The sequence below is a fragment of the Curtobacterium sp. PhB146 genome (assembly GCF_004342995.1).
Lineage (GTDB): Bacteria > Actinomycetota > Actinomycetes > Actinomycetales > Microbacteriaceae > Curtobacterium.
Window position 1 is genome coordinate 462145 of the sequence record NZ_SMBN01000002.1, and the last position, 19562, is coordinate 481706.

A 19562-nucleotide genomic window follows, 5' to 3' on the forward strand; every position below is an offset into this window, starting at 1 on the left:
GTGTTCTACCTGGACCGGGCGGCCACGACCCCCGTCCGCCGCGAGGTCCTCGAGGCGATGTGGCCGTACCTGACTGGGGTGTTCGGCAACCCGTCGTCGACGCACGGTGTCGGGGACGAGGCCGCGCGCGGGCTCGCGGCCGCACGGACCACGGTCGCCGGCGTGCTCGGCTGCCGACCGGCCGAGGTCGTCTTCACCACGGGTGGGACCGAGGGTGCGAACACCGCGGTCAAGGGGATCGCGCTCGCCGCCCCACGCGGACGCCACGTCGTCACCAGCGCGATCGAGCACGAGGCCGTGCTCGAGAGCTGCGCGTACCTGGCACGCTTCCACGGCTTCGACGTCACGGTGCTGCCGGTCGCGTCGGACGGCCTGGTCGACCCGTCGGTGCTGCGCGCGGCGCTCCGGCCGGACACGACCCTCGTGTCGATCGCGCACGCCGACAACGAGATCGGCACCGTGCAGGACGTCCCGGCGCTCGCCGCCGAGGCCCACGCGGTCGGCGCGCGCTTCCACACCGACGCCGTGCAGTCCGCGCCGTGGCTGCCGGTCGGGCTCGACGTCCTGGGCGTCGACGCACTGTCGCTGTCCGGGCACAAGCTCGGGGCGCCGAAGGGGACCGGCGTGCTCGCGGTCCGGTCGGGGGTGTCCGTCGAACCGTTGCTGCACGGCGGGGGACAGGAGCGGGGCCGACGCTCCGGCACCGAGGACGTCGCCGGCGCGGTGGCGGTCGCGACGGCGCTCGGGCTGGTGGCTGCCGGCGGTGCTGCTGCCGCCGGTGGTTCTGCTGCCTCCGGTGGTTCTGCTGCCTCTGGTGCTGCTGCTGCCTCCGCCGCCGCGACGACCGTCCGTGACGCCGTGCTCGACGGGGTGCTCGCCGCCGTCCCCGGCGCGTTCGTGACCGGGTCGCGCGCGCACCGGCTGCCCGGGCACGCGTCGTTCTGCTTCCCCGGGGTCAACGGCGAGACCGTGCTGCTCGAGCTGGAACAGCGCGACGTCGTGTCCTCGTCCGGCAGTGCCTGCGCCGCCGGCAGCACCGAGGCGTCGCACGTGCTCACCGCGCTCGGGATCCCGGACGAGGTCGCTCGCACCGCGCTCCGACTCACCTTCGACGGTTCCCTCGGCGCCGAGGACGTACCGGTCGTCGTCGGAGCCGTCGCGGACGCCGTGGCCACCGTCCGCGCACTCGGCTGACGTGTCGAACGTACGGTGTACTAGACGTTCTACTCCATGAGTGGGGTCGTGTCCCCCCTTATGCGGACACGGAATCTGCGCCAGAGTGTCCACATGGCAAACGTGATGATGACCCGGACACGACGGGACGACCGCTTCCGAGCGGTGCAGCTCCTGCCTGCACCGGCGACCCTCGTCGCGCTCGCCCTGGCTGCGCAGCACGACCTCGGCACCGCCCCCCTCGGGCTGATCGCCGCCGTCGGAGCCCTCGCGACCGTCGGGAGCGCCCTGCTCCCCATGATCCGACCCGCCGCCGCTCGACGGTCGATGCCCGCACCGATCGAGACGGACCGGTACCGAGAGGACACCGAACACCCTTGAGGTCCGACACCGCCCGGCTCCTCCCGTGACCCGGCCGGTGCCCCAGACCGGATGCCGATACCCCTGATCGACATCCGGAGCGGGGCGCGACGTTCCCCCTGTCGTCGCGTCCCGCCACACACCGCGACCCGCCGTGGGCCGACGTCGACCCCCTGAACGACGTCAGTTCCCCTGCAGCCCACGGCGGGCTCCCGGTGTCTCCCGCTCCCGCTACCGTCGGAGCATGCCCTCGTACCGTGTGACCCTGGCGATCGGCGCGCTCGCCGCCGGCACCGCGCCCGACGCCGTCCTGCCCGCTGCGGCCCGGCTGGTCGCCGAGCACGCCGTGGTCGAGGCGCAGGACGTCCGCCTGCTGCGCGGTGTGCCGTGCGCGGTCGTCCGGTTCGAGTCCGACGACGACGCCACGGCAGCGGTCGTGCGCGACCGGGCCGTGCACGGCCTCCGCGACGTGGTCGAGATCCGCTCCGACGTCGTCACGCGACGCGACGGTGCGCGGTGGATCCCGGTGGCGTGACGGCTGCGGCCGTGCTGCCCGGGGCGTGCGGCGCGCCCGGTGCGTCCCGCGTGCCCGGTGCGTCCGGCGTGCCCGGCCAGACGTAGTCGAGGTCGTCGGGCGCGTCCGGGAACAGTGCGCGGTAGTGCTCCGGCGCCTTCTGCACCAACTTCGAGCGGTGTGACGCGTGCAGGGCCTCGTCGTCGTTCCACGGCGGGATCGGGACGTCGCCGCGCTCGTACGCCGCCAGGTCCTCCGGGACCCGCCCGAGGTCCAGCAGCGTCTTCTCCAGGCAGGTGTCCACGTGCCCGCGGTCGAGCCAGACGCGGCACGTCGCCTCCTGGTACGCCATCAGCGCCGGACGGTAGCCGCGCCACATCGCGGTGACCGGGTGGTGCTGCCAGCCGTACCCCGGCAGTGTCAGCGCCCGCATCACCTGCAGGGTCTCCACGCGCTGCTTGCCGAGACGTCGGTCGTCGAGGACCTCGGCAGAGGCCCGGAAGTCGGCGTACGGCAAGAACGTCTGCATGCCGCGGGACGGTACCCGTGGGGCCTGGCACCCGACACATGTCGTCACACGCGGACCGCCCCGGCGGCAGGCGTGTGAGCATCGACCGCATGAGTGGAGAACTGGTCGTCGGCGTCAGCGGTAGCCCTTCGGACCCCTCGAGGACGTCCACCCTGGTCGCGGCCACGGTGGCGCGCCTCGGGCAGGAGATCGAGGGAGCCCGCACCGAGACCATCGAGATCGGCCCGCTCCTGGCCGACCTCGGTGCCGCGTCCTCGCGCGAGGCGATGTCCGAGCGCACCCGGGCGGCACTCGAGACCGTCGAGGCCGCCGACGTGCTCGTCGTCGGCAGCCCGGCGTTCCGCGCCGCCTACTCCGGCGCGTTCAAGCTGTTCTTCGACTGGATCGGGCAGTACGACCTCGTCGACACCCCGGTCCTGCTGACCGCGACGGGCGGCAGCGACCGTCACGCCCTGCTCGTCGAGCACCAGATGCGCCCGCTGTTCGGCTTCTTCCAGTCGACGACGCTGCCGATCGGGGTGTTCGGCAACGAGCGCGACTTCACCAAGCGCGAAGGTGGCTACGACATCGGCAACGTCGACCTCGAACTCCGCATCGACCAGGCCGTGCGCCGGGCGATCCCGATCATCCGCGGGGGCTTCGCCACCGCCGGCCTGGCCGACGTGCGGCGCCCCGCGGACTTCTGACACGGGGCCGCCGCTCTCCCGCGCGTTCCTGGTCGATTCGGGCGTACCTGGTCTGGAGTTCTCACCAGGTACGCCCGAATCGACCTCGCATCGCAGATGTCGTGGGAAAGAACGCCTACGGAGCGGGGACGGTGACCGTCTCGCCCGACACCGCCGACCGGCGCGCCGCGTCGAGCACCTCGACCACGTGCACCGCGTCGTCGACGGGCACCGGCACCGGACCGAGCCCGCGGACGGCACGCGCGAACCGCTCGTAGTAGTCCGTGTAGGAGCTCTGCGCCGACGGGACGTCGACCGTGCCGGACTCCGTCGTGAGGGTCCCGGGCGAGGGCTCGACTCCCCAGGTCGACCGGTCGTCGGCAGGTGACGCACCCGCCACGGCTGCCTGTGCCTGCACGTCGGTGCTCGTGGCCTCGTACGTCCCGTCGACGCCGTCGAGGCGGAGCTGCCGTGCACCCAGCCACCCGGCCTTGTTCGACGTCAGGACGGACTCGACACCGGACACGTGCGTCGCTGCGAGCGTGAAGCCGGCGTCGATCTGGCCGTCCTGGTCACGGCCGAGCGAGCGGGCATCGCGAACGTCGAGCGTGCAGGACACCCGGGCGATCGGTCCGAACAACGACACGGCCTGGTCGACCAGGTGCGAGCCGATGTCGGAGAGCACGCCGCCGCCGATGCCGGTCGCGATGCCGTGCCGCTCGACCATGTCGAAGCGGGACCAGAAGCGCAGTGGCGTCCCGACCCGTCCGGCGTCCAGCACGCTCCGGAGGGTCGTGAGGTCGGTGTCCCAGCGGCGGTTGTGGAAGGGCGTGATCACGACGCCGGCGTCGGCCGCGGCCTGCCGGATCTCGCGCGCGGTGGCCGGGTCCGGGGCGAACGGCTTGTCCGCGACGACGGCGACCTCGGCGGCGATCGCCTGCAGGACGAGTTCGCGGCGGGTGGACGGGGGAGTGGTGACGACGACGGCGTCGACGCCTGCGGCGATCAGGTCACCGAGGGAGTCGTGCACGGTGACGCCGGGCAGGTCGGTCGCGAGCTGCTCGCGCTTGGCGGCCGAGCGGGCGACGACGCCGACGAGGTCGATGCCTGCCGCGTCCAGCAGGAACGGGCGGTGGAATGCCCGCCCTCCGATGCCGTAGCCGACGAGTCCGATGCGCACTTTGTCCATACATGTGAACCTAGCGCGTCCAGCCAGCGTTGGGAACGTTCCAACGAGGCGGACGGGAGGCCCGTGACGGCCCCGCCACGGGCCTCCCGTCCGCCTTTTGCGCACGTGTCGGGCGCGACGTGCGCGCGCGACGGGCGCGACGTGCGCGACCGCCAGGTTCCACGACTTGCCGTCCGCGTGACGCCGAGGTTCCACTCCGAGGCGGCAGCGGCGCCGAGGTTCCGAGATCTCGGAACCTCGGCGGGGCGAGAGACGCCCGTGCGGCGTGACGGGCGTCAGGCGATGAGGGACGCGACGTGTGCGACCGCCAGGCGGTAGCCGTCGGCGCCCGCGCCGGCGATGACCGCCGTCGCAGCGGTGGCGACGTGGTCGACGTGCCGGAAGGGCTCGCGCTTCCACGTGTTCGACAGGTGCACCTCGACGACCGGGACGGACAGCGCCTCGACCGCATCGTGCAGCGCGACCGAGGTGTGTGCGTAGGCCGCGGGGTTGATCACGACCGCGGCGAAGTCGTCGAGGGCCTCGTGCAGCCACTCGACCAGTTCGCCCTCGCGGTTCGTCTGGCGGAAGTCCGCGTCCAGCCCGTGCACGGCTGACTCGGTGTGCACGATCGCCTCGAGCTCGGCGAGCGTCACGGTGCCGTACTGCTCCGGGTCGCGCCGCCCGAGGATGTCGAGGTTCGGTCCGTTGAGGACGAGGATGCGCGCCTGGTCGGTCATGGGGCGAGCCTAGCGATCGCGGGCCACGGGGTACCGCCGGCAGACACATGCCTCGGCTATGTGAACGGTCACAATTCGGTGTAACGTCTCCGTCCGGGTCGGCGGAGTTGTCGACTGCAACACACTGACGTGGAGATGTTGAATGGTTCTCGCTGCAGCGAACGAAGGGATCCGGCTCGACTTGGGCTGGGTCGACTACCTGATGGTCATCGTGTACTTCGCGGTCGTCATCGGGATCGGGTTCACCGCCCGCAAACAGGTCCGGACGAGCATGGACTTCTTCCTGTCCGGGCGCTCGATGCCGGCGTGGATCACGGGCCTGGCCTTCGTGTCCGCGAACCTCGGTGCGACCGAGATCCTCGGCATGGCCGCCAACGGTGCCCAGATCGGCATGGCGACCCTGCACTACTACCTGGTCGGCGCGGTGCCGGCCATGGTGTTCCTCGGGCTCGTGATGATGCCCTTCTACTACGGCTCCAAGGTCCGGTCGGTGCCGGAGTTCATGCTCCGCCGGTTCGGCAAGGCCCCGCACCTCGTGAACTCGATCGCGTTCGCGGTGTCGAACGTGCTCATCGCTGGCATCAACCTCTACGCCATGGCCATCGTCATCGAGGCGATGCTCGGCTGGCCGGAGTGGCTGGCCATCGTCGTGTCCGCCGGCTTCGTGCTCGTCTACATCACCCTCGGCGGGCTCTCCAGCGCGATCTACAACGAGGTCATGCAGTTCTTCGTGATCATCGCCGGGCTCATCCCGCTGACGATCGTCGGTCTGCACCGCGTCGGTGGCTGGGACGGACTGTCGTCTGCCATCGTGAAGACCCAGGGCGTGCAGCACCTGCAGGCGTGGGCCGGCACCGGCTTCGGTGATGTGACCAACCCGATCGGCGCCAACTGGCTCGCGATCGTGCTCGGCCTGGGCTTCGTCCTCGGCTTCGGCTACTGGACCACCAACTTCACCGAGGTGCAACGCGCGTTCTCGGCGAAGAACATGTCCGCGGCACGCCGGACCCCGCTCATCGCCGCGATCCCGAAGCTGTTCATCCCGGCCATCGTCGTGATCCCCGGTCTCATCGCCGCGGCGGTCGTCGGCAACCAGTTCGCCGACGGCTCGCTCACCTACAACGACGCGATCCCGAAGCTCATCCAGATGTACCTGCCGACCGGTGTCCTCGGCGTCGCGGTGACCGGCCTGCTCGCGTCCTTCATGGCCGGCATGGCGGCCAACGTCTCGTCGTTCAACACCGTCTTCACGTACGACATCTGGCAGCGCTACATCAAGCCGAACATGCCGGACATCCACTACCTGAAGACCGGTCGCTGGGTCACCGTCGTCGGCGTCCTGGTGGGCATCGCGACCGCGTTCATCGCGGCCCAGGCGTCGAACATCATGACGTACATGCAGACGCTGTTCTCGTTCTTCAACGCGCCGCTGTTCGCCGTCTTCATCCTCGGTCTGCTCTGGAAGCGGATGACCACGCAGGGTGCGCTCTGGGGCTACGTGCTCGGCATCGTCACGCCGACGATCACCTGGATCGCGTACCTCGTGAACCCGGACCTGTTCGCCACGGCGACCGCCGAGACCCTGTACGGCGCGATCATCTCGTTCGTGACCGTCCTGATCGTCGGGTTCGTCGTCTCGATGTTCACCACGCCCAAGGACGAGAAGGAGCTCGGCGGTCTGGTCTACGGCATCGGCAAGATCGACCTGCACGGCGACTCCGTCGCGACCGACACCGCCTGGTACCGCTCGCCCGCACTGCTCGGCACCGTCGCACTGATCCTGTGCGTCGTCCTGTACCTGCCGTTCCTCTGATCCGCGAAGGAGATCACCGACCATGAGTGACACCACCACCCCCGGCGCGCTGACCGAGGAGCAGAAGGCCGCCCTCGTCCGCTCGACCCGTCGTCTCGACCTGCGCCGCATCCTCGGCGGCCTGTTCGTGCTCTACGGCGTCATCGTGACGATCGTCGGCATCGTCCACTGGGACACCGACCCCGAGAAGACCGGCGGCATCCACATCAACCTGTGGGTCGGACTGTCGATGCTCGTCGGCGGCCTGCTGTTCTTCCTCTGGGACCGCCTGAACCCGGTGCCGGCCGAGGACATCATCGGCCAGGCCGAGGCCGAGGCCGACCAGAAGGCCGCAGGCGAGGGCCGCGCGTCCGCCTGACCTCGGTCGCGCGCCACTGAGCCGACCCGGGGCGACGAAGCCGCTGTCGCACGACAGCGGCTTCGTCGTTCCGAGTCGATGAACGCGGGCGGTTGACGCCCTCGCGGAGCGGCAGTAGTATTGATATGTCGATCGGGTGCTGCTCGGTCGAAAGTGATCCCCGGATGTCCTGCAGCCAGCGCGGGCCCGGGGATTTGCGTTTTCCCGACGGTGCCGCAAGCGCGTCACGACACGATGAGCGCGCTCGACAGGTCGTGGGGTGCAGGCATCGCCGCGACATGGCCGCCGCACGCTACGTCGGCCAGCGCGAGGAGCGGTTCATCAGACGGAGAAGCGTGCTCGAACCGGAGCTCCTTGCCGATGCCCCGGTCTCGCAGAGCGTCGAACATCGCTCTGTCGTCGGCATCGCGAGCCGGCCCCCGAGTCTCGAGGATCACCTGGTGGACCTGTCGGAGTTCGAGCTCGTGCGCGAGTCGTTCGATGCAGCGCCGTCGTCGGCGTTCGGTACGTGCCACCGCGCCGTCGTAGCGCACGACCAGGACCGAGACGGCGTGTCGGAGGAGGTCGAGCCACGAGAGCCGCTGACCGGGGAGGGCTTCGTACCAGTGCAGCTTCCGCATCCGCCGCGGTGTCGCTGCCCGCACGTCCAGACGTGCCGCTTCGCAGGCGGATGCCGTGATGACCACGGCCGCCATGACGTACGTCGTGTGATCGCGCCCGCCGCCCGGCTCCGATTCATCGACGTACGCCCGCATCGGTCCAGAATATCGCGTATCAGTCCGTACCGCGACGGAACGGTTGCGCATCACCGCGCCACGGGCCAGGTTGAGCGTGACGAAAGGAACCTCCCTATGGACACGATGGTCTTCATCAACCTGCCCGTCACCGACCTCGACCGTTCGAAGGCGTTCTACGAAGCCCTCGGCTACTCGATCAACCCGATGTTCAGCGACGACACCGCTGCGTGCATCGTCATCAGCGACACGATCTACGTCATGGTGCTCACCCACGCGAAGTTCGCCGACTTCACCGACAAGACGATCGCCGACGCCGGCACCGTCGAGGTCATCAACTCGCTCACCGCCGGGTCGAAGGACGAGGTGCACCGCATCGTCGACGCCGCCGTCGCGGCCGGCGGGAGCGAGGACCGCGCGCCGATGGACCTCGGCTTCATGTTCCAGCGGAGCTTCACCGACCCGGACGGCCACCGGTGGGAGTACGTGTGGATGGACCCGCAGGCCGCCCAGGACGGCCCGCCGGCCGAGTGACCACACGGTCGGCAACGAGGGTATCGGCGGCGCACGCCAGGATGGTGCGATGAGCACCGAGCCCGCAGCCACCGAGCCCGCGCCCCACTCCGACCTGGTGATCGGCGACGACGGACTCGCCCGGCCGGTGTGGGCATCGACGGACGAGCTGCTCCGCGACTACTACGACACCGAATGGGGCATGCCCGTCCGGGACGAGCGCGGGGTGTTCGAGCGGCTGTCACTCGAGGCATTCCAGTCCGGCCTGTCCTGGCGCACGATCCTGGCGAAGCGTCCGGCGTTCCGTGCGGCGTTCGCGGACTTCGCCCCCGACACCGTCGCGGGCTTCGGCGAGGACGACGTCGCTCGGCTGATGGCCGACGCCGGCATCGTCCGGAACCGGGCGAAGATCCTCGCGACCATCACGAACGCGAACGCGACGGTCGCCCTGCGGCAGGACGGCGGGCTGTCCGACTTCGTCTGGTCGTTCCGTCCGGCGACGACGCCCGAACCGGAGTCGTACGCCCAGGTCCCGACGACCTCCGACGAGTCCGTCGCACTGTCGAAGGCACTGCGGAAGCGCGGCTTCGCGTTCGTCGGTCCGACCACGATGCACGCCCTGATGGAGGCGCTCGGCATCGTCGACACGCACCTGCTCGGCAGCCACCGGCGCGGGACCTCGGGCGTCTGGAACTGACCAGGACGCCGACCCCACCGCCGGCGAGGGCACCGGGCTAGGGTCGCGGCATGAGCACCGACCAGCCGAACCCGCGCGTGCGTCCTGTCCACCCGGTCGACGCCGACGTCGTCGACGTGCCCGTCGACGTGCCCGCCCCCGCGCCGGACACGGCCGGGGACGCGGCGACGGCGCCGGGTCACGACCCCGCCGAGGTTCGGATCGCCTTCCTGCTCTTCCCGGACCTGACGCAGCTCGACTTCACCGGCCCGGCGCAGGTGCTCTCCCGGGTGCCCGGCGCACGCGTCGAGTACGTGGCGGCGACGCTCAACCCGGTGCCGACCGACTGCGGGTTCGCGCTGGTCCCGACGACGACCATCGCCGACGCGGGTCCGGCGGACGTCCTCGTGGTCCCCGGCGGTGACGGTGCCTTCGACGCGATGCTCGACCCCGAGGTCATCGGGTTCGTCCGGCGCGAGGCCGAGCGCGCCACCTGGGTGACCTCGGTCTGCACGGGCGCGTTCGTCCTCGGTGCCGCGGGACTCCTCGCCGGCAAGCGTGCGACGACCCACTGGGCGTCGAAGCCGATGCTCGAGGCGTTCGGTGCGCAACCGGTCGACGAGCGGATCGTCGACGACGGTGCCGTCGTCACGGCGGCCGGCGTCAGTGCGGGCATCGACATGGCGCTGTGGCTGGCGGCCGAGCTCGCGGGGCAGGCAGCGGCCGAGGCGATCCAGCTGCAGATCGAGTACGACCCGCAGCCGCCGTTCGACGCGGGCTCCGCGGAGCGCGCCGACGCCGTCGTGGTCGCCCGTGCACGGGCTGCGGCCGAGGCAGCGCGCGGGGACCGGGTCACCCGCGCAGCGGCTGCCGTCCTGCCGTGACGACGCAGCTGCCCTGACGAAGCACCTGCCGCGACGACGCGGCTGAACCCAGCGGCAGAACCCTCAGGCCAGCGGCTTCTGCATCTGCGTCGCCGTGACCTCGTACCCGAGCGAGGCGTACAGGTCCTGCGCGCCGGTGTTGTAGCCGAACACGTTGAGCCCGATGCTCGTCGCGCCGTGCTCCGCTGCGGCCTGGTGGCCGAGCTCGAGCGCACGTCGGGCGTATCCGCGACGACGGTGCGGTTCGTCGATCTCGACGTCGAACACCCACCAGTCGGTCCCGCCCGGAGCCAACGGCCCGATCCAGAGGTACCCGACCGTGGTGTCGTCCTGGTCGAGGACGTCCCACACCAGGTGCCCGTCGGCCGGGGACCCGCCCGGGAACCACTGGTCGAGCGACTTCTGCTTGTTCGCCTCGGCCTGTTCGCGGGTCTCGCCCGCCTGCATCCGTGACGCCACGTACTCGGCCATGGTCCGGTCGAGCCAGGCCGGGAGGCGCGTGGCCGGCATCTCCTGCAGGCGCGTGTCCGTCATCGGTTGCCCTTCGAACCCCGGCTCGGCTTGCCGCGCATCTTCCCGCGGCCGGGGGTTGGGCCCTTGCCGGTGTTCGACTTCTTGCCGCTGCCGGACTTGCCGCTGCCGGGCGACTTGGCCTTCGCCTTGCCGCCGGCGCCTCCGGCACCCGCTCCGCCCTTGGCCGACCCGCCCTTGCCTGCTGCGCCCTTGCCCGACCCGTCGGAGCCGCCACCGGCCTTGGAACCGCCGCCTGCCGCACGCAGGGCCTCTTCGACGTCGCGATCGGTGCCGGTCGGCTGGTTCCGCGAACTGTTGGCGGTGCGTCCGCGCACCACGCCGATGAACTCCTCGGTGGTCTCGGTGGCGTCCTCGTCACGCCAGACCAGCGCGATCTGCGTGCCGGGGGCGCCGAAGAGCGGGCGCGCGACGAGGTCCTTGCGGCTCGCCGCGCGGAAGAGCGACTGGGGGAGCACGACCACGCCGACGTTCGCCTCGACCAGGTCGAGCGCGGCGGCGATGTCGGCCGGCACCGGACCGGCGTCGACGACGTGCACCTCGGCGTCGGCGAGGTCCACCTCGGCCAGGTCGGCGAGGGGGGAGTCCTTCGGCATCGCGACCACGGCGGTCTCAGTCCAGAGCGGGATGGCGTTGTGCTGGTCGGAGACGGGCATGCGTGCGAAGACCATGTCGACCTCGCCGGCGAGCGTGTCGTCGACGTCGTCGGACCCGATCGGCCGCAGTCGCAGCTCGATCGAGGGGTGTCGATCCCGCCAGACACGGGCCCACTTGGCCGGGGAGACCCCGGGCACGAATGCGATGGTGAGTGCCGCGGTCATGCAGACGAGCATAGGGGCCGTACTCTAGGGGGCATGGCGCAGGAACAGACCATGAAGCCCGAAACGGCTGCGAAGAAGCTCGGCATCTTGCTGGCGGCCGCTCCGGAGTCCTTCCAGGGCGCTCCCGTCACACGGACCGCCTTCGACGAGCTCCGGACCGAACCCCCGACGTGGCTCGAGGACCTCCGACGCGACGGCCCGCACCCGCGACCCGTCGTGGCGCAGAAGCTCGGCATCTCGATCTCGGGGCTGACCCGTGCGGGGATCGACGACGCGCTCACCACGGCGGAGATCAAGACGCTGCTCGAGCAGAAGCCCGAGTGGCTCGTCCGTGAGCGCGAGACGCAGGCCGCCGTGCACGTCGAGAACGCCCGTGTGAAGCAGGAGCGCGCCGCCAAGGCCGCTGCCCGCGCCGAGGACTGACCCGCCCGGCACCGCGCCGCCGCAGCTGAGGACCCGCCGTGCACGAGACCGTCGCCGACGCCATGCTCGTCGTGCCGCAGTTCGCGTCGGTGTGCTGCATCGTCGGTGACCGCTACCGACCGCGCCCCGGCGTGATCGTGCCGGCTGCGGTGATGCTCGTCGCGATGCTCATGCCCGTGGTGCACGCGGGTGCGGTGTGGACGCTCTTCGCGGCGACGCTCCTGCTGTTGCTCGCACCGCTGCCGGTGATGCGCCGACGCCGTGCCGACGGCCGCCGCGCCGAGCCGATGGACGTGCACCGCGCGCTGTCGGCGGTCGTGATGGCCGGCATGCTCCTGATGGGCCACGCGACCGGCGTCGCCGACGGGCACGCGGGACACGGCATCGCGTTGTCCGCGGTGCTCGGTGCCGGCGTGATCGGCTACTGCGCGTTCAGCGGGTGGCTCCTGCGGTACGAGTGGGCGCAGGAGGACCGCCGGGCCGTGCGCAGCGGCGAGGTCTTCGCGATGACGGTCGCCGTCGTCGGCATGACCCTCGCGATGTAGCGCTCGAGCGCTGTCGGGGCTCAGTCGGTCGTGGGCGACGCGTCGCCCGTGTGCGTGACACGGTCCTTCGCTGCGCGGAGGGTGTCCTTCGGCACCGGCGGCACGCCCCGTCGGATGCCTCGGAGTCCGACGACGAACAGGATCGCGGTTACGACGGCGAACACGATGAACGTGATCCCCGTCGCGGCCCAGATCGGCAGTGCCAGGGCCAGGAGCGCCACCACGAGGCCGGCAAGCAGCACGAGTGTGGTCAGTGCGAAGGCCACCGCGGCGCCGGTGAGCACCAGCCCGGTCTTCGCGCCGTTCGCCCGTTCGCTGATCTCCCGCCGAGCCGAGGCCACCTCGTCACGGACGGCGCGCAGCACGGGTTCCAGCGCCTTCTGCACCAGGCCGGCGGTGACCGTGTCGCGGAAGGACGGCTTGCTGCTGGTCGTGGTGTCGTCGTGGTCCGTGGTGCTCATGGGTCTCCTGTCCGGGGCGCGGTGATCGCGTCCACCTGCTGTGACGCGTCCGGTCCGATGATCGTCACGTCGGCGGCGGCGTGCTCGGTCGCTTCCCAGCTTGCGGAGCCGCCGGTGGCGGTGGGCGCGACCGCCGGGAGGCCCGCCCCGCGTCGACGACGCAGGACGGGCCTCCCGGGGTGGTCGGGCCGAGAGCCCTACTCGGCGATCTCCTCGAGGTCGTCGATGCCACGGGCCGCCGCCGCTGCGCGGCGCGCGCGCATCGACGGGGCCGCGAGCGCGGCGAGCACGGCGAGGACCGCCACGCCGGTGCACGCCCAGAACCCGATGGTGAAGGCGTCGTCCGTCGGCAGACCCTGCGGGGTGCTGTGCGAGGTGATGAGCGCCGCGATGACCGCGGTGCCGACGCTCGAGCCGATCGTACGGACGACGGTGTTGGCGCTGATGGCCTCGCCGGTCTGGTTCGCGGGGACGCTCTCGATGATGGCGTTCGAGCACGCGGCGAGGGCCAGGCCGATGCCGATGCCGGTCAGGACGCCGGAGACGACGACCTGCCAGAGCTCACCGTGCGCGATCGCGGGCAGCAGGAACGCCGCGACGATGGCGATCCCGCCGAGCAGCATGGGCGGCTTCGGACCGACCTTGCGGACGAGGATGCCGGCGATCGGCCCGGCGACGATCATCATCAGGACGGTCGGCAGCAGGAAGAGACCGGCCTGGGTGACGTCCTTGCCGAAGCCGTAGCCGAGTGCGCTCGGCAGCTGCAGCAGGGTCGGCACGAGCACGAAGGTGCCGAACATCGCGAAGCCGAAGACGAGCGCGACGACGTGGGCCGTCCAGACGCCGCGGACGGCGAACAGGCGGACGTCGATGAGCGGTTCGGCGACGCGGAGCTCGACCAGGACGAACGCGACCAGTGCCACGGCGCCGAGGACCAGCAGGCCGATGGTCTTGCCGTCACCCCAGCCCCAGGTCTCGCCCTCGCTGACGGCCAGCAGGATCGACACGAGCGAGACGGCGAGGACGAACGTGCCGACCATGTCGAGGCGGCCGGGCTTGCGGACCGGCGACTCCGGCATGCCGAAGATCGCGCCGAGCAGGGCGATGACGACGAGCACGGCGGGCAGCCAGAACAGCCAGTGCCACGACAGATGCTCGACGATCGGGCCGGCGGCGACGATGCCGACGCCAGCGCCGATGCCGAAGATCGCGGAGAGCAGACCGATCGTGACGCTGACCTTCTCCTTCGGCAGCTCGTCGCGGACGATGCCGATCGACAGCGGCATCACCGCGCCGGCGGCGCCCTGCAGCGCACGGCCGACGATGAGGACGCCGAGGTTCGGTGCCAGCGCGGCCAGCACGGCGCCGACGAGCAGGATCGACAGCACGACGATCAGGACCTTGCGCTTGCCGATCATGTCGCCGAGGCGACCGAGGATCGGCGTGAGCACCGACGCGGAGAGCAGGTAGGCGGTGAGCACCCAGCTCGTCGCGCTCGTCGAGGCGCCGAGGTCCTGTCCGATGGTCGACAGCGCCGGGGCGACGAGCGACTGCAGGACCGCGAACGACAGACCGCCGAGGGACAGGTAGACGATGATCGCCGTGCTGTTCGGCCGGTGTCCGGCGGTGGTGGGGTGCGAGCCCGTGCGGGGGCTCTGCATGGTGTCGGTCATCGTGCTCCGTGTCTCGGGTGATGTAAACAATTGCTGACTCGACGAGGGTACGCAGTTCTCACGCGATGTCAACACTTGCTTACATCCCGGTTCTGGCCGGTACGCTTCGACCCATGAGCAAGGACGCCGCCGCCACCCGACTGCTGCTCGTGCGTGCGGCGCGGCACCGGTTCGCGTTCGACGGGTACAAGGCGACGACGGTGCGGGACATCGCCGCCGACGCCGGGGTCAACGTCGCGCTGATCAACCGCTACTTCGGGTCGAAGGAGGGGCTGTTCCGCGCCTGCCTCGACCGGGTGGTGCAGGACCTCGGGGCCGAGCAGCCCGTCGAGCGCGGCCTCGAGCGCGCGCTGGCCGGCCTGGTCTCGCACGTGGTCCGCGCGCCGACCGACGACGACTCCCTCCAGCTCATGCTGCTGCTCCGGTCCTCCGGCGACGACGGTGCCGACGCCATCCGCCGCGAGACCCTCCGCCGGTACGCGGAACGGCTCGCCACGGCCGTCGGCGGCGAGGTCACCGAGGAACTGCTCGTCCGGGCCGAGATCGCGCTGTCGGTGGTGCTCGGGATGACGATGCTCCGGCGGTCCACCGCGGTGGAGCCGCTCGCGTCGGCCGACGACGACGTCGTGGCCGGGGCACTCGACGACGCGCTCCGCGCCCTGCTCGCACCGTCGCGGTAGCGTCGAGCCGTGTCCGACCGACCAGCCCGCCGTCCCGACCCCGCCCCGCGCCTCGACGAGGTCGACGAGCGCATCCTCTGGACCCTGGCCGGCGACGCCCGGATCCCGAACAACCGGCTCGCCGCCGCGGTGGGCATCGCGCCGTCGACGTGCCTGACCCGGGTCCGGGCCCTCGAGGACGCCGGGGTGATCCGCGGCTACCGGGCCGAGGTCGACATCGCGCGCCTCGGCTTCTCGATCGAGGCGATGGTCTCCGTCCGGGTCCACGCTGCGGCCCGCCACGAACTCCGGGACTTCGCGAAGCGACTGCTCCGGGTGCCCGTCGTGCAGGACGTCTCGTTCCTGGCCGGCGACAAGGACTTCCTCGTGCACATCGCGTGCGAGTCGACCGAGCAGCTGCGGGACTTCGTCGCCGACGAGCTCAGCGGCGACCCGTCGGTGGCGACGACCCAGACGAACATCGTGTTCGAGCGGCTCGTCGCCGACCGGTCCACGCAGGGCCGCTCGTTCGACGAGCTCCGCCGCTGGCGCGCCTGACGAGCCCGCCCACGCGGACGCGCCTGACGCGCCGGTCCGGTCAGCGCTGCCGGGTCATCGGGACGTGCGGGATCCGGTCCTCGAGGTACTCGTCCCCGGAGCGCACGAACCCGAAGCGGGCGTACCACTGCTCGAGGTGCGACTGGGCGCCGAGGGCGATGCTCGCGGAGCGGGACTCGGCGATCGCGGCCTCGATCAGCTGCCCCGACAGACCCTGCCCGCGGGCGTGCGCCGCCGTGACGACCCGGCCGATGCGCTCGGTGCCGTCGGGTTCGCGCAGGAGCCGGAGCGTGGCGTCCACCGAGCCCTGACCCGCCCAGAACTGCACGGTGCCGGGCTCGAGGTCACGCCCGTCGATGTCGCCGTACGCGGCCCCCTGCTCGACGACGAAGACGTCCTGTCGCAGGCGGAGGATCTCGTGCAGCGTGACGATGTCCAGGTTGCGGGTCGGGGCGGAGAAGATCGAGACCACGGACGGCCTTTCCTGAGAATTTCTTCCAGAACGGGGTGCGTTCCGGAGCGGACCGGCGTACATTGCCGGTCAACCACTCTACGTGCGCAGCCGAGTTCAGGAGGTGAGCGCATGGACACGACGTCGCGCGCCCCCTGGCTCGCGGTGCTCCGGATCGCCCTGCTGGGCGTCGGGACCCTCGCTGCCCTCGTGCTGCTGTCCCTGGCGTTCGGGGCCCGTCCGGCCTCGGCTGCCGAGGCCGCGTCCACTCCGCCCGCCCAGACGCAGCAGCGCGGGATCGTCAGCGGTGTGGTCGACGGGCTCGGCGAGACCGTGCACGACGTGTCCGGCGGTGTCGGACAGGTCGTCGGCGGCGTCGTGGACCCCGTCCGCGCAGCGGTTGCGCCAGCTCCGAAGCAGGCACCAGCACCAGCACCGGCACCGGCACCGGCACCCCCGAAGCCGGCCCCGGCACCCCCGGCAGCGCCCGCGCCCGCGCCGGCTCCCGTCGCCCCCGCCCCAGCAGCTCCGGCTCCCGCAGCTCCGGCCCCCGCCGCTCCGGCGACCGCGCCCGCGGTGCCGGCCACGACCGCCCCTGCGGCCGAGCCGGCCACGCACCTGGTGCAGGGCGTCGTCGAGCACGTGGGCACCGCCTCCCGGCCCGTCACCGACACCGTCGCGACGGCACTGCGCCCCGTCACCGGGACCGTGCAGACGATCGCCGACGCGCGACCCGTGACCACGGTCGTCGACACTGTCGACCACGTGGTCGGCAGCGTCCCGGTGGTCGGCCCCGTCGTCGGCGGCGACACCCTCGGCACGGTCACCGCTCCGGTCACCGGCCTGGTCGACGACACCCTCGGCGGTGTCGGCACGATCGTCGGACAGGTCCCCGACGTCGTCGCGGGCGTGGTCCCGTCGGTCGGTGGCGTCCTGCCAGGAGGCACGGATCCCGTCATCGACGTCCCCGCACCTCCGGTCGTCGTCGGCACCACCCCGTCCGGCGTGCCCGGCTCAGCTGTCCCGTCCGCGCGACCGCCGCTGGCGGCCGCCCCGGCGAGGACCCCGTCCGTGCCCACGGTCGCGTCGACGGGCGCGGACGGAGCGTCCGTTCCTGACGCCGGACGCCGGTCGGGCGTGACCACGCCGTCCACCTTCGTGACCGGACCGCTCGCCGGCCCCGTCGCTGGTGCCGTGCAGGACGCGACGCTGGGCGGCACCGCCCTGCTCGTCCCCGAGCCGGGCGACGGCCACGGAGCGCCGTCCGACCGCCAGGGCGGCGCGGGCGTCCTCGGGGGCAGTGCCACCTCGACTCCCGGCGGCGTCGCAGCCGTCGGCATCGTCGGCTCGACCGACGACATCGTCTCCCTCGCCGCGGGGTCTCGCGGCACGCTCTCCGACGACGCGGTCCCCGCATCGGTCGTCGGCGAGCACGACGTCGCCCCTGACTGAGATCGGTGCGCCTGTCCGGCACGGCAGGCACGCACACACACCGACCCGCGACCGCGGTCGGCCAACGATCTCGATCAGGGAGTACGACCATGAACAAGTACGTCTCGAGAGGGCTCTGGTTCGCCCTCTTCGTCGGCGGCCTCACGCTCGGAGGGGCGGCAGCGGCGAACGCTGCCACGACCTCCGGAGCGGACGGCGCCGTGTCCGGAACCCAGGTGGTTCCGTCGGTGGACGCTCCGGTGTCCCTCACCGGCAACGCCCTCGGGGTGCTCGGCGACGCGGTGTCGTCGGTGACCTCGCCCGCCGCGGCGCCCGCGGCTCCTGCAGCTCCAGCCGCCGCTCCTGCACCGGCCCCAGCTCCCGCGCCGACGACCTCGGGCGCCGACGGCACGGCCTCCGGCACCCAGGTGGCGCCGGCGGTGACCGCCCCGGTCTCCGTCGGTGGCAACGCCGTCGCCGTCGGTGGCGACGCGGTGTCGGCCCCGGCTGCTGCTCCGGCTGCGCCTGCTCCGGCTGCTCCGGTTCCGGCTGCCGCCGCTGCTCCGACCACGTCCGGTTCGGACGGCACCGGCTCGGGGACCCAGATCGCCGGCGCCGTGACCGTCCCCGTCACGGTCGGTGGCAACGCGGTCGCCGTCGGCGGTGACGCGGCGTCGACCACGACGCCGCCCACCCCGGCGGCCTCCACCCCGGCAGCACCGGCCGAGCCCGCTGCTCCGGCACCGGTCACCTCGGGTGAGGACGGCACAGCCTCGGGGACCCAGGTCGCCCCGGTCGTGTCGGTCCCGGTGACGGTGTCCGGCAACGGCATCGGGGTGCTCGGGGACGGCACCGCTGCGGGGTCCGGCCCGGCGGCGACGCCGGCACCGGCCGCTCCGGCCACGACCACGCCGAGCACGTCCGGCGACGACGGGCTGCTCTCCGGCACGCAGGTCGGCGGACTGGTCGACGTCCCGGTCACGATCGGCGGCAACGGCATCGGGCTACTCGGTGACGGCACCTCGGCGGGCACGACGCCCGCCGCGGGCACCGGCACGGCTGCCGGTCCGGCTCCGGCTGCCGGTGGCACGACGGACGGGGCGGACGGCACCGCCTCGGGCACCCAGGTGGCCCCGGTGGTCGCGGTCCCGATCACCATCGGCGGGAACGGCATCGGCGTGGTCGGCGACGGCACCAGCACCGGCGGGGCGACCCCGGCGGGCACCACCCCGAGCAGCACGACCCCGTCCGCCGGGGGTGCGACCTCCGGTGACGGTGGCCTGCTCTCCGGCACCCAGGTGGTCCCGGTGATCAGCCTGCCGATCACCATCGGTGGGAACGGCATCGGCGTCGTCGGCGACGGTACCGCCACCACGCCGGGCACCGGCACGACGCCCGGCGACGGCACAGACCCGGGTACGGACCCGGGCACGACCCCGGGCGACGGCACGGACCCCGGTACGGACCCGGGCACCGACCCCGGTACGGACCCGGGCACGACCCCCGGTGACGGGACGGACGCCGGCGACGGCACCGTGCCCGGAACCGTGACCACCCCGGCCGGTGCCACCGGCGCGGACGGGCCGACCCGGGCCTCCACGGAGGGTGTGGTGACCACCACGGCCGCCGCGACCAGCGGGATCTCGGCCGTCACTCGGACGGTGGCCGACACGGTGAGTGCCGCCGGTGACGGCGCGACCGCGCTCGCCTACACGGGAGCGACCTCGCCGGTCGTCCCCGTCGGGTTCGCGCTCCTGCTGCTGCTCGCCGGGGCGGGCACGCTCGTGCTCCGTCGCCGGCACTCGGCGGTCGACACCGACGGGACGCGCTGACAGCAGGTGACCGAGGGGCGTCGCACCGCCGGCGCCCCTCGTCACCGTGC

Annotated in this window: 23 protein-coding genes and 1 tRNA gene; 15 read left to right on the forward strand and 9 right to left on the reverse strand. The window is 72.1% G+C overall.

Translation table 11 applies throughout. The annotated features are described in order from the left end of the window. The 3 genes from EDF33_RS10620 to EDF33_RS20170 all read left to right on the forward strand — a co-directional run bounded on the left by EDF33_RS10620 (nt 1) and on the right by EDF33_RS20170 (nt 1958). A complete protein-coding gene (locus tag EDF33_RS10620) occupies nt 1–1194 on the forward strand; it encodes a cysteine desulfurase family protein (RefSeq protein WP_132100031.1) in 1194 nt (397 codons plus the stop codon). A gap of 93 nt (nt 1195–1287) precedes the next feature. Then, nucleotides 1288–1554: a hypothetical protein gene (locus EDF33_RS10625; RefSeq protein WP_131921776.1), complete on the forward strand. Its 267-nt coding sequence runs from the start codon at nt 1288–1290 to the stop codon at nt 1552–1554. A gap of 322 nt (nt 1555–1876) precedes the next feature. After that, nucleotides 1877–1958 (forward strand) — tRNA-Ser (locus tag EDF33_RS20170). A gap of 69 nt (nt 1959–2027) precedes the next feature. On the opposite strand, the gene EDF33_RS10635 is transcribed toward EDF33_RS20170, so the two are convergent. After that, nucleotides 2028–2576: an MSMEG_6728 family protein gene (locus EDF33_RS10635; protein ID WP_243692433.1), complete on the reverse strand. Its 549-nt coding sequence runs from the start codon at nt 2574–2576 to the stop codon at nt 2028–2030. Nucleotides 2577–2665: 89 nt separating this feature from the next. Here EDF33_RS10635 and EDF33_RS10640 point away from each other — a divergent pair, with 89 nt between their 5' ends. Continuing rightward, on the forward strand, nt 2666–3262 hold the full coding sequence (locus EDF33_RS10640; protein ID WP_165901113.1) for an NAD(P)H-dependent oxidoreductase: 597 nt from the start codon (nt 2666–2668) through the stop codon (nt 3260–3262). A gap of 115 nt (nt 3263–3377) precedes the next feature. On the opposite strand, the gene EDF33_RS10645 is transcribed toward EDF33_RS10640, so the two are convergent. Next, the gene (locus EDF33_RS10645; protein WP_132100032.1) at nt 3378–4430 is read right to left on the reverse strand and encodes a Gfo/Idh/MocA family oxidoreductase; all 1053 of its coding nucleotides are present in this window, start codon (nt 4428–4430) and stop codon (nt 3378–3380) included. 275 nt (nt 4431–4705) lie between these two features. Beyond that, nucleotides 4706–5149: a type II 3-dehydroquinate dehydratase gene (gene aroQ / locus EDF33_RS10650; protein ID WP_111084329.1), complete on the reverse strand. Its 444-nt coding sequence runs from the start codon at nt 5147–5149 to the stop codon at nt 4706–4708. A 142-nt stretch (nt 5150–5291) separates the two neighbouring features. Here aroQ and EDF33_RS10655 point away from each other — a divergent pair, with 142 nt between their 5' ends. Beyond that, complete coding sequence (locus tag EDF33_RS10655) at nt 5292–6962, forward strand: sodium:solute symporter family protein (protein ID WP_132100033.1); 1671 nt, start codon at nt 5292–5294, stop codon at nt 6960–6962. Between the two features lie 22 nt (nt 6963–6984). After that, on the forward strand, nt 6985–7320 hold the full coding sequence (locus tag EDF33_RS10660; protein WP_111084327.1) for a hypothetical protein: 336 nt from the start codon (nt 6985–6987) through the stop codon (nt 7318–7320). Between the two features lie 224 nt (nt 7321–7544). On the opposite strand, the gene EDF33_RS10665 is transcribed toward EDF33_RS10660, so the two are convergent. Then, entirely contained in the window at nt 7545–8075 is a 531-nt protein-coding gene (locus EDF33_RS10665) for a DUF3800 domain-containing protein (protein WP_132100034.1), read from the reverse strand. A gap of 96 nt (nt 8076–8171) precedes the next feature. Between EDF33_RS10665 and EDF33_RS10670 the strand changes: the two genes are divergently transcribed. From EDF33_RS10670 to EDF33_RS10680, 3 genes are read left to right on the forward strand one after another with little or no spacing between them, the layout of a single operon-like run. Further along, on the forward strand, nt 8172–8588 hold the full coding sequence (locus tag EDF33_RS10670; RefSeq protein ID WP_131845730.1) for a VOC family protein: 417 nt from the start codon (nt 8172–8174) through the stop codon (nt 8586–8588). A gap of 49 nt (nt 8589–8637) precedes the next feature. Beyond that, nucleotides 8638–9264, forward strand: a complete 627-nt coding sequence (locus tag EDF33_RS10675) for a DNA-3-methyladenine glycosylase I (RefSeq protein WP_131879351.1) — start codon at nt 8638–8640, stop codon at nt 9262–9264. Nucleotides 9265–9314: 50 nt separating this feature from the next. Continuing rightward, nucleotides 9315–10127 (forward strand): DJ-1/PfpI family protein, encoded by an 813-nt coding sequence (locus tag EDF33_RS10680; RefSeq protein ID WP_207906677.1) that lies wholly within the window; start codon nt 9315–9317, stop codon nt 10125–10127. Between the two features lie 63 nt (nt 10128–10190). Here EDF33_RS10680 and EDF33_RS10685 read toward each other — a convergent pair whose 3' ends face one another. Continuing rightward, nucleotides 10191–10661, reverse strand: a complete 471-nt coding sequence (locus EDF33_RS10685) for a GNAT family N-acetyltransferase (protein ID WP_131879349.1) — start codon at nt 10659–10661, stop codon at nt 10191–10193. Continuing rightward, nucleotides 10658–11479, reverse strand: coding sequence for a LysR family transcriptional regulator substrate-binding protein (locus EDF33_RS10690; protein ID WP_159573285.1), 822 nt, complete (start codon nt 11477–11479; stop codon nt 10658–10660). The genes EDF33_RS10685 and EDF33_RS10690 overlap by 4 nt, the downstream gene beginning before the upstream one ends. Before the next feature lie 33 nt (nt 11480–11512). On the opposite strand from EDF33_RS10690, the gene EDF33_RS10695 reads away from it, so the two are divergent. Both EDF33_RS10695 and EDF33_RS10700 read left to right on the forward strand, forming a co-directional pair. Continuing rightward, nucleotides 11513–11902, forward strand: coding sequence for a DUF5997 family protein (locus tag EDF33_RS10695; protein WP_123292059.1), 390 nt, complete (start codon nt 11513–11515; stop codon nt 11900–11902). A gap of 38 nt (nt 11903–11940) precedes the next feature. Further along, nucleotides 11941–12447 carry a hypothetical protein gene (locus tag EDF33_RS10700; RefSeq protein ID WP_123292060.1) on the forward strand — a complete coding sequence of 169 codons (507 nt, stop codon included), beginning with the start codon at nt 11941–11943 and terminating at the stop codon, nt 12445–12447. 20 nt (nt 12448–12467) lie between these two features. Here EDF33_RS10700 and EDF33_RS10705 read toward each other — a convergent pair whose 3' ends face one another. Both EDF33_RS10705 and EDF33_RS10710 read right to left on the reverse strand, forming a co-directional pair. Then, nucleotides 12468–12908: a phage holin family protein gene (locus tag EDF33_RS10705; protein WP_131845725.1), complete on the reverse strand. Its 441-nt coding sequence runs from the start codon at nt 12906–12908 to the stop codon at nt 12468–12470. A gap of 197 nt (nt 12909–13105) precedes the next feature. Continuing rightward, nucleotides 13106–14581, reverse strand: coding sequence for an MFS transporter (locus EDF33_RS10710; protein WP_123292062.1), 1476 nt, complete (start codon nt 14579–14581; stop codon nt 13106–13108). A gap of 113 nt (nt 14582–14694) precedes the next feature. Here EDF33_RS10710 and EDF33_RS20700 point away from each other — a divergent pair, with 113 nt between their 5' ends. Next, on the forward strand, nt 14695–15261 hold the full coding sequence (locus tag EDF33_RS20700; protein ID WP_132100035.1) for a TetR/AcrR family transcriptional regulator: 567 nt from the start codon (nt 14695–14697) through the stop codon (nt 15259–15261). A 9-nt stretch (nt 15262–15270) separates the two neighbouring features. Next, nucleotides 15271–15798: an Lrp/AsnC family transcriptional regulator gene (locus tag EDF33_RS10720; RefSeq protein ID WP_123292064.1), complete on the forward strand. Its 528-nt coding sequence runs from the start codon at nt 15271–15273 to the stop codon at nt 15796–15798. A 40-nt stretch (nt 15799–15838) separates the two neighbouring features. Here the strand turns inward: EDF33_RS10720 and EDF33_RS10725 are convergent, their stop codons facing one another. Further along, nucleotides 15839–16270 (reverse strand): GNAT family N-acetyltransferase, encoded by a 432-nt coding sequence (locus tag EDF33_RS10725; protein WP_111084314.1) that lies wholly within the window; start codon nt 16268–16270, stop codon nt 15839–15841. 111 nt (nt 16271–16381) lie between these two features. On the opposite strand from EDF33_RS10725, the gene EDF33_RS20175 reads away from it, so the two are divergent. Next, nucleotides 16382–17701 (forward strand): hypothetical protein, encoded by a 1320-nt coding sequence (locus tag EDF33_RS20175; RefSeq protein ID WP_131879343.1) that lies wholly within the window; start codon nt 16382–16384, stop codon nt 17699–17701. 89 nt (nt 17702–17790) lie between these two features. Beyond that, nucleotides 17791–19512: a hypothetical protein gene (locus EDF33_RS10735; RefSeq protein ID WP_132100036.1), complete on the forward strand. Its 1722-nt coding sequence runs from the start codon at nt 17791–17793 to the stop codon at nt 19510–19512. Nucleotides 19513–19562 lie beyond the last annotated feature (50 nt).

What these genes read in the sequence shown, in the direction of transcription:
- EDF33_RS10660 (WP_111084327.1), top strand. Translation starts at nt 6,985, where the DNA reads ATGAGTGACACCACCACCCCCGGCGCGCTGACCGAGGAGCAGAAGGCC.
- EDF33_RS10635 (WP_243692433.1), bottom strand. Translation starts at nt 2,576, where the DNA reads ATGCAGACGTTCTTGCCGTACGCCGACTTCCGGGCCTCTGCCGAGGTC.
- EDF33_RS10675 (WP_131879351.1), top strand. Translation starts at nt 8,638, where the DNA reads ATGAGCACCGAGCCCGCAGCCACCGAGCCCGCGCCCCACTCCGACCTG.
- EDF33_RS10645 (WP_132100032.1), bottom strand. Translation starts at nt 4,430, where the DNA reads ATGGACAAAGTGCGCATCGGACTCGTCGGCTACGGCATCGGAGGGCGG.
- EDF33_RS10655 (WP_132100033.1), top strand. Translation starts at nt 5,292, where the DNA reads ATGGTTCTCGCTGCAGCGAACGAAGGGATCCGGCTCGACTTGGGCTGG.
- EDF33_RS10640 (WP_165901113.1), top strand. Translation starts at nt 2,666, where the DNA reads ATGAGTGGAGAACTGGTCGTCGGCGTCAGCGGTAGCCCTTCGGACCCC.
- EDF33_RS10670 (WP_131845730.1), top strand. Translation starts at nt 8,172, where the DNA reads ATGGACACGATGGTCTTCATCAACCTGCCCGTCACCGACCTCGACCGT.
- EDF33_RS10625 (WP_131921776.1), top strand. Translation starts at nt 1,288, where the DNA reads ATGGCAAACGTGATGATGACCCGGACACGACGGGACGACCGCTTCCGA.
- EDF33_RS10705 (WP_131845725.1), bottom strand. Translation starts at nt 12,908, where the DNA reads ATGAGCACCACGGACCACGACGACACCACGACCAGCAGCAAGCCGTCC.
- EDF33_RS10665 (WP_132100034.1), bottom strand. Translation starts at nt 8,075, where the DNA reads ATGCGGGCGTACGTCGATGAATCGGAGCCGGGCGGCGGGCGCGATCAC.
- EDF33_RS10690 (WP_159573285.1), bottom strand. Translation starts at nt 11,479, where the DNA reads ATGACCGCGGCACTCACCATCGCATTCGTGCCCGGGGTCTCCCCGGCC.
- EDF33_RS20700 (WP_132100035.1), top strand. Translation starts at nt 14,695, where the DNA reads ATGAGCAAGGACGCCGCCGCCACCCGACTGCTGCTCGTGCGTGCGGCG.
- EDF33_RS10735 (WP_132100036.1), top strand. Translation starts at nt 17,791, where the DNA reads ATGAACAAGTACGTCTCGAGAGGGCTCTGGTTCGCCCTCTTCGTCGGC.
- aroQ (WP_111084329.1), bottom strand. Translation starts at nt 5,149, where the DNA reads ATGACCGACCAGGCGCGCATCCTCGTCCTCAACGGACCGAACCTCGAC.
- EDF33_RS10695 (WP_123292059.1), top strand. Translation starts at nt 11,513, where the DNA reads ATGGCGCAGGAACAGACCATGAAGCCCGAAACGGCTGCGAAGAAGCTC.
- EDF33_RS10680 (WP_207906677.1), top strand. Translation starts at nt 9,315, where the DNA reads ATGAGCACCGACCAGCCGAACCCGCGCGTGCGTCCTGTCCACCCGGTC.
- EDF33_RS20175 (WP_131879343.1), top strand. Translation starts at nt 16,382, where the DNA reads ATGGACACGACGTCGCGCGCCCCCTGGCTCGCGGTGCTCCGGATCGCC.
- EDF33_RS10710 (WP_123292062.1), bottom strand. Translation starts at nt 14,581, where the DNA reads ATGACCGACACCATGCAGAGCCCCCGCACGGGCTCGCACCCCACCACC.
- EDF33_RS10685 (WP_131879349.1), bottom strand. Translation starts at nt 10,661, where the DNA reads ATGACGGACACGCGCCTGCAGGAGATGCCGGCCACGCGCCTCCCGGCC.